The following is a 16,081-nucleotide window of genomic DNA, read 5'->3' as shown; positions in this document are numbered from 1 at the left end:
GTGCGTCTGAGGTGCCGCTACCGGTAATAGTAGGTAACGGAATTATGGCAGTGTCTCAGCAGTGGTTCTGGGGCGGGACAAATATCCTGTCGATAAGACGTGGCAAGGCCAGGTGGGGTTCATACGGTAACTGCCTGGAGGTATGTTCGGCAGAGGCTTTAACTATGGTTGTTGACAGGGGAACGTACATGGCACAGCAGCAGGTTGTTTCGCAACTGTCGGTATCGAGGTCAACGGGGATCTCGCCAGCGTCTGACGCAAGAGCGCAGATGTGCTGAGCATGTACAGAGGGGAGCTCGCACGGGTGGCCGAAGCAGGCCGCGGGGAGCATGAGATAGACTATGAGCAGGATTATTGATACGGACTTCATGGACGCCACTTTACCACAGAAAATAGCTTTCTGGTGTGACAATTTCCAGTCGGCAGCGATGAGGTAACGGTCATGGTACGCCGGGCAGCCTATATTCGCTCTGGATTTGCCTTCTCAGCACTCTTGAGGACGGAGATCTCGGTCTTATTGTTGGTAACAGTCCAGTAAACAAAGGTAAGGGTAATAGGGTTATCGGTCCAGGGTTTTGTCCGGAAGTCATGGTGGAAACTACCGGTGAACGTCCTGATGCGACATGACTTTGGCAGCTGCAGCAGGCGGGCGATCTCAGGCATAGAGAGCCGGTCCGCTGTCGGGGAGGCCTCCGCTTCATGAATAGTGAAAAATCCGGGTAGCGTGCCTGTCGGGTAACCGGCCAGGCAGAAGTCGTAGCGCAAGGCATCATGCAGCAGCGGGAGCGTCTCCTGCGGCAGATTCCCCTCCATAAAGTCCCAGAGCGATTGATAAAGCGGTGAGAGCTGGCCGGTCAGCTGCAGGGAATCTCCCCAGTGGGCAGCAAGCTCGGCAAAGAAGCGGGACAATGGCATGGTCTCTGCCACACACCGCAGCGTAGTGGCAAACCGGCCGCTGTTATAGATCCGTTCAATCAGCTCGGCAATGGTCTCGATCCTGACGACATCGCCGAAACCGAGCCACGGGGTGTGGTGAATCCGGTAGGGGGGGGCTGCGGAATAGGCATAGCCATGTTTTTCGGCAATGCTCCGCATCGGCGATCCCTTGAGGACCTTGAGCAGTTCCACCTGGATATGGTGCGGCCATGCCTCCATCAGTGTCTGCAGCGAAGCGAGGAATCCGGACAGATCCTCTCCAGGCAGTCCTGCCACCAAGTCCAGATGCAACTCCACGGCAGTTTGCCGCCGCAATCGCCCGACATTGGCAAAAAGCTTTTTCAGGTCGGTTTTGCGGCTGACCTGGTCCAGCGTCTCTTTGCTGGTTGACTGGACACCTATTTCAAAATTGAAACAGTCGGCAGGAACCTTGGCGAGAACCGCTAGGTTGCTCTCGGTAAGCAGGTCTGCTGCGATCTCGAAGTGAAACCTGCTGCCGCGGTTGTTGGCCAGGATAAATTCCCAGATGTCATCGGCTCGTGAAGCATCGTAGTTGAAGGTGCGATCAACGAACTTGATGGTCTGCACCTGCTGCGCCATCAATAGCCCCAGGTCCTGCTTGATGCGCGGCATGGAATAGGAGCGAACCCCCTTCTCCAGCGAGGAGATGCAGAACGCGCAGCTGAACGGGCAGCCGCGGGCGGTTTCATAGTAGACGAGAGGCTTGCTCAGGTTCACCAACTGCGCCTGAAAAGGGGAGGGTAGCATATCGAGGTTGCCCGGCTGCTGACGTTCGCCGGTAGTGACTATCTCCTCCCCAAGCCGGCAGCAGAGGCCGGCAATGGCGGCGAGTTCATCTCCCGGCAGTGGCAATGGTGAACTGGCCAGCAGTGAGGCCAGCTCCCGGAATGACGCTTCCCCTTCGCCACAAACGATGCAATCCACCCCCGGATTCTGCGACAGCTGCTCAACCGGATCGAACGAAACCTCTGGCCCGCCGAGGATGATGAAGGTCCCGGGAGCTATCAATTTCAGGTCGGCAACCAGCTTGAGGGTCAGTTCGATGTTCCAGATATAGCACGAGAAGGCAACGGCTTGCGCCTCTTCGGCTACCAGGGTGCGTAGAATGGTGTCGAGCCGCTCGTTGACCGTGAATTCGCGGATGACAGGCGTCATGCCGCTAATGCCTTCGCAGGCGGCCAGCAGCGAGGGGAGTGCCAGCGAGGCATGGGCATACTTGGCGTGCAGGGTGGTAAGAAGAATTTTCATGCAGAAATTGTCGTTGCCATCAACTTCTCCCGAAGTGCGGCCAGCCGGTACGGCTTCTGGACAAATCCTGCCAGTCCCTTGCCTGCAAACTTCTGAGTCACTTCCAGTTCGCTGTAGCCGCTTGAGATGACAACTCTAACGTTGGGATTGAGGAGACGCAGCTCTCTGAAGCACTGCTCGCCATCCATGTGTGGCATGGTCAGGTCAAGGAGCACCAGGACGATATCTGGCCGTGACGCATAGATATCCAGCGCTTCCTGGCCGTCGGTGGCGGTAACCACTTTGAATCCAAGCTCTTGCAGCATTTCACTGCCGATGTCACGGACTGTTTCCTCATCGTCGACCAGCAGTACTGTGCCGCTGCCCTTCCAGGTGTCGTTAATCGCCGGATCTTGCCCGCACAACTCTGCCGGTTGTTCACTTGCCTGTAGCAGTATCTTGAAGTTGCTTCCTTTTCCTGGTTCGCTGTAGACCTTGATCGCTCCGTGGTGACCCCGGATGATCCCCAGCACTGCTGCCATCCCCAAGCCGCGTCCGGTGAACTTGGTGGTGAAGAAGGGGTCGAATATCCGCGCCAAAGTCTCCTTGTCCATGCCGCAGCCGGTATCGGCGACTTCAATGAAAACGTATTGTCCCTCCGGCAGCGGATCTGCCAACCAAACATCCTTCAGGTAGCTTTCCGTGCACTCCAGGCTGCCTGTAGAGATGGCGATGACCCCGCTCCGGTCGCCGATGGCCTCTGATGCGTTGATCACCAGGTTCATGACGATCTGGCGGACCTGGGTGGCGTCGGCCTTTACCGCCGGCAAGGAGCGGGCAAGGTTGTAGCGGAGCACCGCTTTTTTGGAGATGGAAACCTCCAGCATGTGTCCCATCTCCTCCACCAGCCGGTTCAGGTCGATGCTTTCGACGACGAACTTCCCTTTACCTGAGTAAGCCAGCATCTGTTGGGCCAGGTCGGCGGCGCGGGTTGCCGCCTTCTCGATACTGACCAGTTTTTCGCGAACAGGAGATTCGGGACTAAGATGCGCCATTGCAAGGTCGGTGTTCCCTACTATGGAGGTGAGGATGTTGTTGAAGTCGTGGGCAATGCCCCCGGCAAGCACCCCCAGGCTTTCCAGCTTCTGGGTCTGCTGCATCTTGTTTTCCAGCTTGTTCCGCTCATGCTCGGCCTGCTTGCGGGTGGTGATTTCGTGTTCGAGCTGCCGATTCTTGGCGGCCAGCTCTTCTTCCGCAGCTCTACGAGTGGCGATTTCTTCCTGTAGTAGAGCCCTCTGCTTAAGAAGGTCGTCGTTAATCGACTGCAGCTCAAAGGTGCGTTCGGCTACGCGATGTTCCAGTTCGTCGCGGATAGCGGTCAATTCGTCAATGGCACCCTGCTTTTCCTTCCAGGATGTTATGACGTAACGGGTACTGGCCAGGGTGACGAAAACGAACAGCAGCACCAGGGCCAGCTGCTTGTAAAACTCCAGATACCAAGCGTTGAGATAGTCCTTAGTCGCAAAACCGCAGTTAACATACAGCGGGTAATTGGTAACCTTCCGGAAGGAGATGACCCGGTGGATGCCGTCCACCCTGCTGGTTACCTTGTAACTGCCGGATGTTTTCCCTTCGCTGATCATCCGATTAAACTGATTTGTTATGGACAGATTCCCCGGAGTGCTCTTTTCTGTTTCCGGCTGGCGCGCGACAATGGAGAGATCGTTGCTGCGCAGGGTAATCATGCCGTTTTTGCCGAGATCATATGAGGAGAACTGCTTCTTGATCTGGTTGATCTGAAGGTTGCCATGGATGACGCCGGCAAAGGAGCCGTCCGGGTTATTGACCCGCCGGGCCAGGTTGATGTGCCATTTTTTCGAGATACGTCCGAGGAGCGGTTTGGAGATGAACAGGCCCGCGTCAGGTTTGTCGCGTAGCGCAATGAAGTAGTCGCGATCAGCAACATTGGCGGTATTACGCACCCCGGGCTTCAGACCGTAAGCGATGACATCACCGTTCGCTGTAGCCATGAGAATTTCGCCCATTTCCGGGACTCTGGTGAGAGTAGCGGCGATGTGATTATCAAAACTGCCCCGATCTATTCCCCCCCTGGCCAATTGTCGTTCGGCCTCGGTTTTCCCTTCCAAAAGTGCCAGGTCGATTTTGTCCAGGATGCCGCTGATGCTGTACTCCAGGGCGCGGGCCAGATTGTCGGTTTCAATGCGGGCCTGCTCGTCATAATGCACCCTGCTGGCGTACAGAGAATAGCCGGAGAGCCCGAACACCAGCAGGTTCATCAGAACCACGCCAACAATGATGCGAAATACAAAATGGGGATTGTTTGGCATAATCACAGCTTTATCCTGTCTTCCGGTCCAGACTCCGGTATTGGATCGCCTCTGACAGGTGTTGCTCACGGATGTTTTCGGCAGCGTCGAGGTCGGCTATGGTGCGGGCTACCTTGAGGATGCGGGTGTAGGAGCGGGCGGAGAGGCCGAGGCGGTCGGTGACCATTTCCAGCAGTTTGTGTCCGGCGGCATCGGGTTCGCAGAACTTCTTGATGAAGCGTGGCGGCATCTGGGCGTTGCAGTGGACTTTGGTCCCCTTGAAGCGTTCAAGCTGGAGGTTGCGGCAGGTTTCGACCCGGCTGGCAATGGCTGCGGACGATTCGCCGTCGGCCCGGTCGGCAAGGTCGCGGTATTTTACCGCCGGCACCTCGATATGCAGGTCGATCCGGTCGAGCAGCGGCCCGGAGATGCGCGAGCGATAGCGGTGGATCATGATTGGCGTGCAGGAGCAGGCATGTTGCGGATCGCCCAGGTAACCGCAGGGGCAGGGGTGTGTTAACCTTTCTCTACTATACTCACTTAAAACGGCACTCGTTCTCAATTCAAATTCCCCTCGAAAAACAGCAGCTTCCCGGTTATCCAGAATTCCCCATCACAGTCGGCGAACACATCCGTAAAAAACGAATGGATCTCGGTCTCCTCCAAAGAGAGGTTGCCCAGATCATCGGCGTCACCAAGTCCTCAATCTGGAACTGGGAGCATGGCACCGAACCAGAACTGCAATATAATCCAAGAATTATCAAATTTCTAGGTTATATCCCGTTCGAGTGCCCAGACGACACAGTGGGGCGGCTTGCGTGGTACAAGAGAGCGATGGGGATGAACCTAGATCAACTGGGAGAAATAATGGGCCGCGATCCCGAACAACTGTCAGACTGGTTAAGCGGAAGGCATAACCCGTTTCGGAAGAACCGGGATATGATTGAGCTATTTCTGGAAAAATCAAAATATATGATAAAATCTGACGAAACTTACCGGTTTCAGAATAATCTGAACTGAATAGAAGCCGCATCTTTCGTCGCGGCTTCTATTCACGGTGCCATCACTACTCACGCACCCAGTGGCAGGTGTATCCCCCCGGGTTCTTCTCCAGATAGTCCTGATGATTTTCCTCGGCCCGCCACCAGGGGCCTGCCGGGGTGATCTCGGTGACGATCGGGCGTTTCCATTTGCCGCTGGCATCCACCTCTGCCTTGACCTTCAGGGCGACCCGCTGCTGCTCTGCGTCATGGTAGAAGATGGCGCTCCGGTAGCTGGAGCCGGTATCGTTTCCCTGGCGGTTCAGGGTGGTTGGATCGTGCATCCGGAAGAAGAAGCGGAGCAGGGCTTCATAGCTGGTTTTGGTCGGATCAAATTCGATCCGTACCGCTTCGGCATGTCCCTCATGGTTGCGGTAGGTGGCGTTCGGGACCTTCCCGCCGGTATAGCCCACTTCCGTGGCGATTACTCCCGTCTGTTTGCGTAGCAGGTCCTGCATCCCCCAGAAACAGCCGCCGGCCAGGGTTGCAAACTGCTTCACCTGAGCGGCCGCTGCCTTCCGGCCGAAGAGCGGGAGCCACGTGCCGTAGCCGGCCTTTTCCAGCTCATCCACCGGGATGAAGCTGAGCGATGCGGAGTTGATGCAGTAGCGCAAGCCGCCTTTATCCCGCGGTCCGTCGGTAAAGATATGCCCCAGGTGGGAATCGGCCTCGGCTGAGCGGACCTCGGTCCGGGTCATGCCGAAGGTGCTGTCCTTATGCTCTTTCACGTGGTCAGGGGCGACCGGCCTGGTAAAGCTCGGCCAGCCGGTGCCGGAATCGAACTTGTCTCGTGAGGAGAAGAGCGGCTCACCGCTGACGATGTCGACGTAGAGCCCTTCGCGGTGCTCGTTCCAGTAGGCGTTGTCGAATGGGGGCTCGGTCCCTTCCTGCCGGGTGACGCGGTACTGCAGCGGCGTCAGGCGCTGTTTCAGTTCTTCGTTAGAAAATTTCCGCCCTGTCATGGTCGTCTCCTTTCCAGCAGCCTGAACCGCGAAATGTGGTCGGGCGGCCATTGCCAGCACCAATAATCCAACCAGAATTCCTGTTATCGCCAAGGCTCTCTTTTTCATCTTTGTCCTCCGGTGCAAACATGATAGGTATGTTTGACTTCATCCTACAGGCGCAGCAGCATGTTTTCTGTAAGCCGCATTACACAATTGTACCGCAGCGGCACAAATGATGGCGAGCCATATCATGTGAAGGGGAGCAGGGACATGGAGCATGAAAAACTCTGGTATCTGCGGCGACTGGACATCTTCAGCGGCCTGAGCGACGAAGAGTATGGGGTGATCGATCGGGATTCCCAGTCACTCAACCTGCGCAAACGGCAGCTGCTTCCGTTCCGAGGGACGGCGCAGCAGGCGGTCTATTTTGTCAAGAAGGGGAGCATCAAGCTGGTGCGGACCTCGGCGCAAGGGCATGATTTCATCATCGATATCCTCGGGCCGTCCACTCTCTTCGGCGAACTTGAGGGGGGACTCGATGCCGACGGCAGCGAAGTGATTGCCGAAGCGCTGGAGGAGACTCTCCTCTGCATGATGCGCCGCGAAAATTTTGACCGGCTCATGGCGCTGGTCCCGGCCTTGGGGACACGGATCACCAAGCTGAGCGGCCTGCGCCTCCGGAAGATCCAGAACCGCCTGGTAGATATGCTGTATTCCTCCGTCGAGGCGCGGCTGGCCAAGACATTTCTCGCCCTGGCGAATGAATTCGGCGTCACCGGTCGGGACGGTCTGCTCATTGATCTGCGGCTTACTCATAACGATTATGCCGGACTGATAGCCTCGACCCGGGAGACCGTTTCCACCGGGCTGAACGCGCTCTGCCGAAGAGGGGTTATCGACATCCTGGACCACCGCGTGCTGCTAAAGGACCAGGAGCAACTCACACGTCTTGCTGGGCGCGAGATCCCCGGCGAAATCCGGGGGTAGTTTGAAAGGGGTAAGGGATAGGAATTTGCTTTTTTGACTGGTTGGAAAATACATCCAGTGCCGGGTTGACGCGACCCGGAGCAACTGTCAGACTGGTTAAGTGGAAGGCTTAATCCGTTCAAGAAGAATCGGGCGAAGATCGAACTGTCCCTGGGAACCCAAAAAATCTTCCTTCCGTCAGAGAAAGAATGTCGGATATATTCTTCTGTGTAGGGAAGCTTTTGAGTATTGGGACTCCCGCTACAACCCACCATCAGAAATCATCATTAACCGTTACCACTTTACGAACCCGTTGTGGCAGCAGGGCAAGCTTATCATCAATGTGCCTCCCGTAGTTGTAGCGGTTCGTATTCTCTTCATCGCTGAAAAGCTTCACTCCGACTATATTGGCGGCCTCGAACACCAAACCTATCTCACACTTCGGATCGCCCTGCTCGATCTTCTGCAAGGTCCTTCTGGAAATCCCCGCCCGTCCGGACAGTTCTTCCGCGGTCATCTTGCGCTCTTTCCTGCCAAGCCGGATGAGCTTGCCCAGCAGTTCAACTGCATCCCGGGTCTGCCGGAGATATGTGCGGTTCACAGGAGATGCCATAAATCACAATTTGCTTATTATCGTAGTCATAAGGTTTGTTATTGATTACGATAATAGCCATATTGTGGCGATTGCGTCAACCGCATTACATCCGTGCGGTGACTTTCGCTCTGCTAACTGCCTCCCACCATGTTCGTCCACCCCAAGAGTGGATGACTAATTGTATATGCGTAAATATTTTGCCAATCGTGTTGACATTTATAGAAGGTGTAGTAACATTCCTTCTAATCAGGAATGATTATTGACTGGGGTGCTATCATCAAACGGGAACAGTTCAAAAATGCGATTGTTAAGGGGCTGAAAGAACGGGGAATGAAACTGACTCCCCAGCGGCGGACTATTGTTGAAATCCTGACCCTTGACAATTGTCATCCCTCTGCCATGACCATCTATCGGGCGGCACGGGAAAAACACCCTAAAATCAGCCTCTCTACTGTTTACTCCACCCTGTCTCTACTTAAATCTCTCAAGCTGGTCAGGGAGTTGGAGTTTGAAGCTATGGATAATCGATATGATATGGATACAAGCAATCACCTCAACCTGATCTGTACCCGTTGCGGCCGGATTGAGGATTTCACCGATACCGCCATGATCCCCCCTGAAATAGTTGAGAAACTTACTGGATTCAAGGTGCAGGATGTGCGTTTTGAATATTACGGCGTGTGCAGCAAATGTTCTCAATAGCCTCCCCATTAAAACGTATGCCAGAGCGAGAAACCATCCAGCTTACCTTTTTTTGCTCATTAAACAGGAATGATTCTTGATTGATTAAGTAACATATTGCCCCATGGTACTTGAATTCTACGCAAACACACCCGGCATGCCCGGATAGCAGAAAAAGCCAAAACTATAATAACAACAGGGGGAAGAACATGGGATCGAAGGGACGTGAAATTATCGGTATGGATGTGAATGAATTGCTTGGGCTGTTACGCAGCGCATACAGTGACGAATGGCTGGCCTATTACCAGTACTGGTTGGGAGCCAAGCTGGTAAAGGGGCCGATGAAGGATGCAGTAGGGGCAGAACTCTTACAGCATGCCACCGAGGAACTGGCACATGCTGACATGGTGGCCATGCGCATCATCCAACTGGGGGGAACGCCAGTCACCAAACCTGAAGAATGGTACAAGCACACAAACTGCGGCTACGATGCCCCTGACGACCCGTTTGTCAAGGTGCTGCTGGAGCAGAACATCAAAGGGGAACAGTGCGCCATCGGCGTATACAAACGGTTGATGGACATCACCAAGGATAAGGACCCGGTCACCTACAACATGGTACTGACCATCCTGCAGCAGGAAGTTGAACACGAAGAGGACCTCCAATCATTGCTGGAGGATTATGAATTGCTGGTCAGGGCGATGAAGGAATAGGCGGCAACGGATACTCATAAAAACGATTCATAACAGTACAAAGGAAAGGAGAACTGAGATGAGTGAAGAAAACAAGTGTCCGGTAACGGGCAAAACTGCCACACCCATGACCGGCAGAGGCACTTCGAACCGGGACTGGTGGCCGAATCAGTTAAAGCTTAATATTCTGCACCAGCATTCCACCCTGTCCAGCCCGATGGGCGAGACTTTCAACTATGCTGAGGAATTCAAAAAACTCGACATGGAGGCACTGAAGAAGGACCTCAAGGCGCTGATGACCGACTCACAGGAGTGGTGGCCGGCTGATTACGGCCACTACGGCGGGCTCTTTATCCGGATGGCGTGGCACAGCGCCGGCACCTACCGCCTGGGTGACGGCCGCGGCGGAGCCGGGTCCGGCAACCAGCGCTTTGCACCGCTCAACAGCTGGCCGGACAACGTCAACCTCGACAAAGCGCGCCGTCTTCTCTGGCCGATCAAGCAGAAATACGGCCGGCAAATCTCCTGGGCCGACCTGTTGATCCTCGCCGGCAACTGCGCCCTCGAATCAATGGGCTTCAAGACCTTCGGCTTCGGCGGCGGTCGCGAGGATATCTGGGAACCGGAAGAGGATGTCTACTGGGGAGCCGAAGAGGAATGGCTGGCTACGAGCGACAAGCCCAAAAGCCGCTACTCCGGTGATCGGGACCTGGAAAACCCCCTCGCCGCCGTGCAGATGGGCCTGATCTACGTGAACCCGGAAGGCCCGGACGGCAACCCGGACCCTGTTCTTTCTGGCATCGACGTGCGCGAGACCTTCGCCCGTATGGCCATGAACGACGAAGAGACCGTCGCGCTCGTCGCCGGCGGACACACCTTCGGCAAATGTCATGGCGCCGGCCCGGCGACCCATGTGGGGCCCGAGCCGGAGGCCGCCCCCATCGAAGAACAGGGGCTCGGTTGGAAGAACAGCTTCGGCAGCGGCAAAGGAGGCGATACGATCAGCAGCGGCATCGAGGGTGCCTGGAAGCCGAACCCGATCAAGTGGGATATGGGTTACCTGAAGGTGCTGTTCAAGTACGAGTGGGAACTGGTCAAGAGCCCGGCTGGCGCCAATCAGTGGCTGGCCAAGGATGTGGCAGAAGAGGACATGGTGGTTGACGCGCACGACCCGTCAAAGAAACACCGGCCGATGATGACTACGGCGGACCTCTCGCTCCGTTTCGACCCCATCTACGGGCCGATCGCACGGGATTACCTGCAGAATCCCGAAAAATTTGCGGATGCCTTCGCACGGGCGTGGTTCAAGCTGACCCACCGTGACATGGGACCGCGCTCGCGCTATCTCGGCGCGGAAGTCCCGGCCGAAGATCTCATCTGGCAAGACCCTGTCCCGGCCGTCAATCACAAACTGATTGATGCGCAGGACATCGCCGCCCTCAAGGACAAGATTCTCGCTTCAGGACTGTCTATCTCCCAACTGGTCTCGACGGCCTGGGCGGCGGCGTCCACGTTCCGTGGTTCCGACAAGCGCGGCGGAGCGAACGGAGCTCGCATCTGTCTTGCCCCGCAGAAGGATTGGAAAGTCAATCAGCCGGCCCAACTGAAGACCGTGCTGCAGACCCTTGAAGGAATCCAGAAAGAGTTCAACAGTGCGCAGTCGGACGCCACGAAGGTTTCGCTCGCCGACTTGATTGTCCTGGGCGGCTGCGCAGGGGTCGAGCAGGCAGCCAGGAAGGCCGGCCACGCAGTGACCGTTCCCTTTACACCGGGACGCACGGATGCAACACAGGAGCAAACCGACGTAGAGTCATTTTCGGTGCTTGAGCCGGTTGCCGACGGGTTCCGAAACTTCCTCAAAGCCAGATACTCTGTATCGGCAGAAGAGCTGCTGGTTGATCGCGCGCAATTGCTGACGCTGACTGCACCGGAGATGACGGTTCTCGTTGGCGGCATGCGTGCCTTGAATGCCAACTACGGACAGTCCCCGCACGGCGTCTTCACCAAACGGCCAGAAACGCTCACCAATGACTTCTTTGTCAACCTGCTCGACATGGGCACGGTCTGGCAGGCGGTCCAGGGAGACGACAATCTGTTCGAAGGGCGTGATCGTAAGAGCGGCGATCTCAAGTGGACCGGCACCCGTATCGACCTGGTCTTCGGCTCGAACTCCCAGCTCCGGGCCGTCGCAGAAGTCTATGGCTGCCAGGACTCCCAGGGAAAATTCCTGCACGACTTTGTTGCAGCGTGGAACAAGGTCATGAACCTCGACCGTTTCGACCTTGCCTGATTCAAGACTTGCAAATTCTAACGCTCTAATAGATGCATCATTACAAAATTCATCAAGAGATCTTTGGATCGCCACATCTAAAATCAGGAGGTAACACCCATGTCAACAAAAGAGAATCTCGCAGGAGCCTTTGCCGGTGAAAGTCAGGCCAACCGCAAATATCTTGCATTTGCCAAACAGGCCGAGGTTGACGGCTTCCCACAGGTAGCCAAACTGTTCCGGGCAGCCGCCCATGCCGAAACCATCCATGCCCATGCCCATCTGCGCGCCATGGGCGGCATCAAAAAGACCGCCGAAAACCTGGTGGAAGCGATAGAAGGCGAAGGATTCGAATTCCAGCAGATGTATCCTCCGTATCTGGAAGAAGCGCAGAAAGAGGGGGATAAGATGGCGGAGATTTCGTTCCGCAACGCTCTGGCGGTAGAGGAGATCCATCACGACCTGTATCAGAAAGCTGCCGCTGCCGTTAAGGCTGGCGGCGACCTGGCTGCACGACCTGTCTATGTCTGTGAAGTCTGCGGTAATACGGTTTATGACGGGGTCCCGGACAAATGCCAGGTCTGTGGCGTACCTAAAGAACGCTTCACCCTGATTAACTGATCCATGAATAAGCTGAATTGATGAATCATCCGGCCACTGTCAATCCGACAGTGGCCGTCTATTCAGGAGGATTTTATGGCAGACACACGCTGGTGCTGCACGGTTTGCGGTTATATCCATGAAGGGAATACCCCGCCGGACTGTTGTCCGGTCTGCGGCGCGACGCCGGACCTCTTCGAACCGTCGGCTCCTGCGCCAGCACCGGTGAGGACTGCGCCTCGCAGATGGCGATGCATCAACTGCGACTACGTCCACGATTGTGATACTCCACCTGAATGCTGCCCGGTCTGCGGCGTCGGCCCTGACCAGTTCGAGCCTGTGGTCGAGGAGGAGCGCGGTAGTTTTGCCGGAAGGATGTCGGGCGCCATTGTTATCATCGGCGGCGGTATCGCTGGGCTGTCGGCTGCCGAAGCCGCCCGCAGCGCAGCTCCCAATGCCGACATCACAATTATCTGCCAGGAGAACGACCTTCCCTATTACCGCCTGAACCTGACCCGTTATCTGGCGGGGGAGATCACAATCAGCGATCTCCCGGTCCATCCTGAGGCGTGGTACGCCGAGCAACGGATCACCATTCTGAACGGGGCCGAGGTGACCGCTGTTGATCGGGCGGCAAAAACGGTATCGCTAAAGAGACACGACAGTATGCACTACGACAAGCTTATCCTGGCCATGGGCGCCCACCCGAGCATCCCACCTATTCCGGGCGCAGACCGAAACAATGTGGTTACCCTCCGCACCTGCCGAGATGCGGAAACGATCCTGCAGCAGAGCCAGGCCAATTCCAGTTGTGTGATTATCGGTGGCGGAGTGCTTGGCTTGGAGGCAGCAGCGGCCTTGGCTCGCCGTAAGGTTCAGGTAACGCTGGTGGAAGGGTTTGACTGGCTCCTGCCGCGACAACTCAACAAGGCGGCAGGAGAGCGTCTCGCTGAAGAGGCCATTGCGCTTGGCATCACCCTGATTTGTGGTGCCCGGATAAAAGAGCTGAAAGGTGATGCACATGTGCGGAGTGTTGTGCTTGAATCAGGAGAATCAATCCCTGCGGATTTAGTGTTAGTTGCCGCCGGAGTACGAAGCAACAGCTATCTCGCCCGCATGGCCGGACTGGATGTCAACTGCGGCGTGGTGGTTGACCAGCATCTGCGCACCTCCGATCCGGACATCTACGCAGCAGGTGATCTGGCGGAACATTTGGGCACGGTTTACGGCACCTGGGCACCGTCCCAGTTCCAGGGAACGATTGCCGGCATGAACGCTGCCGGCGGAGATGCCCTCTTTGCCGGCATTCCACGCTCCAACAGCATCAAGGTTCTGGGAGTTGATCTCTTCAGTATCGGCATGGTCCACCCTGATGACGCCAGCTACCTGACCTTTGAAGAGGAAGGTGCCCATTACCAGCAGTTTATCTTCCGTGATTCTCTCCTAGTGGGGGCAATCCTTTTCGGAGACACGTCCATCGCCCCTGCACTGAAAAAACTGATTGAGAAAAATGACTCCTGCGCAGAACTGCTGGCCGGAGCCGGTGACGCCAGGGACATCCGTGCCGGAATCTTAGCCATGACCTGAATGTCCCTGATTCTGGGCAAGTTCGGTTAAAGGCTTCGGCGTTTCGTCGAATGGGATAGCAAAAGAGCTTATTGGAAAGCTTCACACTCCGTCGGAGTGTAACAGCCTGTTATTTAAGGACTACCTGGCAAATTCAGGGGTGTGTGCACCTTTCTCTACTATTCTGACTCCAAACGGCACTCGTTCTCAATTCAAATTTCCCTCGAAAAACAGCAACTTCCCGGTTATCCGGAATTTCCCATCACCGTCGGTGAACACATCCGCAAGAAACGAATGGATCTCGGTCTCCTCCAGAGAGAAGTAGCCGAGATCATCGGCGTCACCGAGTCCTCAGTCTGGAACTGGGAGCATGGCACCGAGCCAGAACTGCAATATAATCCAAAGATTATCAAATTTCTAGGCTATATTCCGTTCGACTGCTCGGATGACACTGTGGGGCGGCTTGCATGGTACAAGAGAGCTATGGGGATGAACCTGGATCTTCTGGGTGAAGTTATGGGTAGAGATCCCGAACAACTATCGGATTGGTTGAGCGGTCGGCATAATCCGTTACGGAAGAACCGAGAAAAGATAGAGCTGTTTCTGGAAAGTCAGCAAACATTCCTTTAGGCAGGGGATTATTTTTAAATTCCTGCTTTAGTTGGAGGATGAACTGTTACGTAACTCGAGATTGATTACCTTGTAGCTATTAGATATCCCGTTCGGGGCTTCTGTAATTATTTTTACTGCATCCGCACAGGGGTCGCTCTTGCTCCACCAGGTGAAACCGCAGGTGGTCAACACCAGATACAGAAAACAGAATAGGCGAAGTATCCTGAAACTTATCACGACTCCTTTGTTCCCCTGCGGCCTCGTGCCCGCTTCATCCCTTTTGCAACAACGCCCAGAAAGGATGTCCCCCGGTGGTCAATCTCAGCATGGTCGAACTCGCCAAGCGTCCTGCCTGTAGACACTTTCAGAGAGGTACTTTTCTGCATTCCCAAGACCTGGCTCGGGTAGATACTGCGGTAGCCTACGATAAGAAAACTGACCATACAGGCCACGGCCGCATGGGGGGCGATCCCGGCTCCGAACAGTTCCATGGCCATGACGGATGCCGCAATCGGCGTATTGGCCGCTCCTGCCAGTAGCGCCACCATGCCGATGGCGGAGAAAGTCGCAACCAATGGCTCGTTAAACAGGTACGCGAACAGATTGCCAGCAGCAGTACCTATAAAAAATATGGGGGTAACGACACCGCCACTGCCGCCGCAGCCCAGGGTAATGGCCGTGGCTATGGCCTTCATGAATGGAGCCCCGACCGGAAGGACAGTTCCGTTCAAGGCCGCTTCGATCGAGTCGAGCCCCAGTCCAAGATAGCGTGTTGATACCCCCTTGCCGATGACCACCAGCAATCCGCCACCCAGAAGCGCCTTTGTGAACGGCGGCCAGGGCAGGCGGGTAAATAGCCGCTGGACTAACTGCATCAGCTCGATAAAGATAAGCGCAATCAGACCGCACCATATCCCGAGCATGATCATTTCCATAAAGCTCCAGCTGGTCATAAGAGGGATAATCTTGGCAGACATGTGCGGGTAATTCACCCCGAGTTGCGAGGCTACGTGAAAACCGATGATGCCGGCAACGAACGAGGGAAACAGAACATCGTAAAACATGTGCCCCAACACCAGCACCTCGACGCCAAAAAGCGCCCCGGCTATCGGAGTGCCGAAAACCGTCGCAAACCCGGCGCTGATGCCGCATATAACCAGCTTGCGCCGGTCAACGCCTTCGAGCCTTAATAGTCCGCCAAATGCCGAAGCGAGTCCGGCGCCGATCTGGGCGCACGGTCCCTCCTTTCCGGCAGATCCACCACCGGCAAGGGTAATGACCGTGGCGACCAGCTTTACCGGAACAACCATGAGGGGGATTTTTCCCATCCGCTGGTGAACAGCCTCAATGACCTTTTCAGTCCCATGTCCGGCTGCTTCGGGAGCAAGCCAGGAGACCAAGATGCTGCACACTACGAGTGTTAGAGGCAGCAGCAGGTAGTAATCCGGTATTCTGGCAAACTGGACCGAGGTCCAGGAAAGCGTCCGGAGAAACGCTGCGGTGCCGAATCCCACCAATACGCCGACGATTGATGCGTAACATGTCCATTTGATGACACTGACAAGCAGAGTGACCTGTTCGATGATTTTTCGTTGCATACACCAC

General features: G+C 55.7%; 15 protein-coding genes. 8 read left to right on the top strand and 7 right to left on the bottom strand.

Annotated features, from left to right (window positions below):
* Positions 1-55 precede the first annotated feature (55 nt).
* The 4 genes from KI809_RS04770 to KI809_RS04755 all read right to left on the bottom strand — a co-directional run bounded on the left by KI809_RS04770 (position 56) and on the right by KI809_RS04755 (position 4,965).
* Positions 56-370 (bottom strand): hypothetical protein, encoded by a 315-nt coding sequence (locus KI809_RS04770; protein ID WP_214170337.1) that lies wholly within the window; start codon positions 368-370, stop codon positions 56-58.
* A gap of 89 nt (positions 371-459) precedes the next feature.
* Entirely contained in the window at positions 460-2,205 is a 1,746-nt protein-coding gene (locus tag KI809_RS04765) for a B12-binding domain-containing radical SAM protein (RefSeq protein WP_214170336.1), read from the bottom strand.
* The gene (locus tag KI809_RS20850) at positions 2,202-4,532 is read right to left on the bottom strand and encodes a response regulator (RefSeq protein WP_214170335.1); all 2,331 of its coding nucleotides are present in this window, start codon (positions 4,530-4,532) and stop codon (positions 2,202-2,204) included. The genes KI809_RS04765 and KI809_RS20850 overlap by 4 nt, the downstream gene beginning before the upstream one ends.
* Before the next feature lie 10 nt (positions 4,533-4,542).
* Positions 4,543-4,965, bottom strand: coding sequence for a magnesium chelatase subunit ChlI family protein (locus tag KI809_RS04755; RefSeq protein ID WP_246559181.1), 423 nt, complete (start codon positions 4,963-4,965; stop codon positions 4,543-4,545).
* A 59-nt stretch (positions 4,966-5,024) separates the two neighbouring features.
* Here KI809_RS04755 and KI809_RS04750 point away from each other — a divergent pair, with 59 nt between their 5' ends.
* The gene (locus tag KI809_RS04750; RefSeq protein ID WP_214170333.1) at positions 5,025-5,531 is read left to right on the top strand and encodes a helix-turn-helix domain-containing protein; all 507 of its coding nucleotides are present in this window, start codon (positions 5,025-5,027) and stop codon (positions 5,529-5,531) included.
* Between the two features lie 46 nt (positions 5,532-5,577).
* Here KI809_RS04750 and KI809_RS04745 read toward each other — a convergent pair whose 3' ends face one another.
* Positions 5,578-6,621 (bottom strand): bifunctional methionine sulfoxide reductase B/A protein, encoded by a 1,044-nt coding sequence (locus KI809_RS04745; RefSeq protein ID WP_246559177.1) that lies wholly within the window; start codon positions 6,619-6,621, stop codon positions 5,578-5,580.
* A gap of 144 nt (positions 6,622-6,765) precedes the next feature.
* Here KI809_RS04745 and KI809_RS04740 point away from each other — a divergent pair, with 144 nt between their 5' ends.
* On the top strand, positions 6,766-7,482 hold the full coding sequence (locus tag KI809_RS04740) for a Crp/Fnr family transcriptional regulator (RefSeq protein WP_214170332.1): 717 nt from the start codon (positions 6,766-6,768) through the stop codon (positions 7,480-7,482).
* A gap of 253 nt (positions 7,483-7,735) precedes the next feature.
* Here the strand turns inward: KI809_RS04740 and KI809_RS04735 are convergent, their stop codons facing one another.
* Entirely contained in the window at positions 7,736-8,074 is a 339-nt protein-coding gene (locus KI809_RS04735; RefSeq protein WP_214170331.1) for a helix-turn-helix transcriptional regulator, read from the bottom strand.
* Positions 8,075-8,386: 312 nt separating this feature from the next.
* Here KI809_RS04735 and KI809_RS04730 point away from each other — a divergent pair, with 312 nt between their 5' ends.
* The 6 genes from KI809_RS04730 to KI809_RS04705 all read left to right on the top strand — a co-directional run bounded on the left by KI809_RS04730 (position 8,387) and on the right by KI809_RS04705 (position 14,494).
* Positions 8,387-8,758, top strand: coding sequence for a Fur family transcriptional regulator (locus KI809_RS04730; protein WP_214170330.1), 372 nt, complete (start codon positions 8,387-8,389; stop codon positions 8,756-8,758).
* A gap of 188 nt (positions 8,759-8,946) precedes the next feature.
* Positions 8,947-9,450: a ferritin-like domain-containing protein gene (locus tag KI809_RS04725; protein WP_214170329.1), complete on the top strand. Its 504-nt coding sequence runs from the start codon at positions 8,947-8,949 to the stop codon at positions 9,448-9,450.
* Positions 9,451-9,508: 58 nt separating this feature from the next.
* Positions 9,509-11,719, top strand: a complete 2,211-nt coding sequence (gene katG, locus KI809_RS04720) for a catalase/peroxidase HPI (RefSeq protein WP_214170328.1) — start codon at positions 9,509-9,511, stop codon at positions 11,717-11,719.
* A gap of 99 nt (positions 11,720-11,818) precedes the next feature.
* Positions 11,819-12,319, top strand: coding sequence for a rubrerythrin family protein (locus KI809_RS04715; RefSeq protein ID WP_214170327.1), 501 nt, complete (start codon positions 11,819-11,821; stop codon positions 12,317-12,319).
* 75 nt (positions 12,320-12,394) lie between these two features.
* Positions 12,395-13,885: an FAD-dependent oxidoreductase gene (locus KI809_RS04710; protein ID WP_214170326.1), complete on the top strand. Its 1,491-nt coding sequence runs from the start codon at positions 12,395-12,397 to the stop codon at positions 13,883-13,885.
* 141 nt (positions 13,886-14,026) lie between these two features.
* Positions 14,027-14,494, top strand: coding sequence for a helix-turn-helix domain-containing protein (locus KI809_RS04705; protein ID WP_214170325.1), 468 nt, complete (start codon positions 14,027-14,029; stop codon positions 14,492-14,494).
* Positions 14,495-14,709: 215 nt separating this feature from the next.
* Here the strand turns inward: KI809_RS04705 and KI809_RS04700 are convergent, their stop codons facing one another.
* Positions 14,710-16,074 (bottom strand): chloride channel protein, encoded by a 1,365-nt coding sequence (locus tag KI809_RS04700; RefSeq protein ID WP_214170324.1) that lies wholly within the window; start codon positions 16,072-16,074, stop codon positions 14,710-14,712.
* Positions 16,075-16,081 lie beyond the last annotated feature (7 nt).

This window comes from Geoanaerobacter pelophilus (assembly GCF_018476885.1).
GTDB lineage: Bacteria > Desulfobacterota > Desulfuromonadia > Geobacterales > DSM-12255 > Geoanaerobacter > Geoanaerobacter pelophilus.
This window is presented reverse-complemented; position numbering and strand designations above follow the sequence as displayed.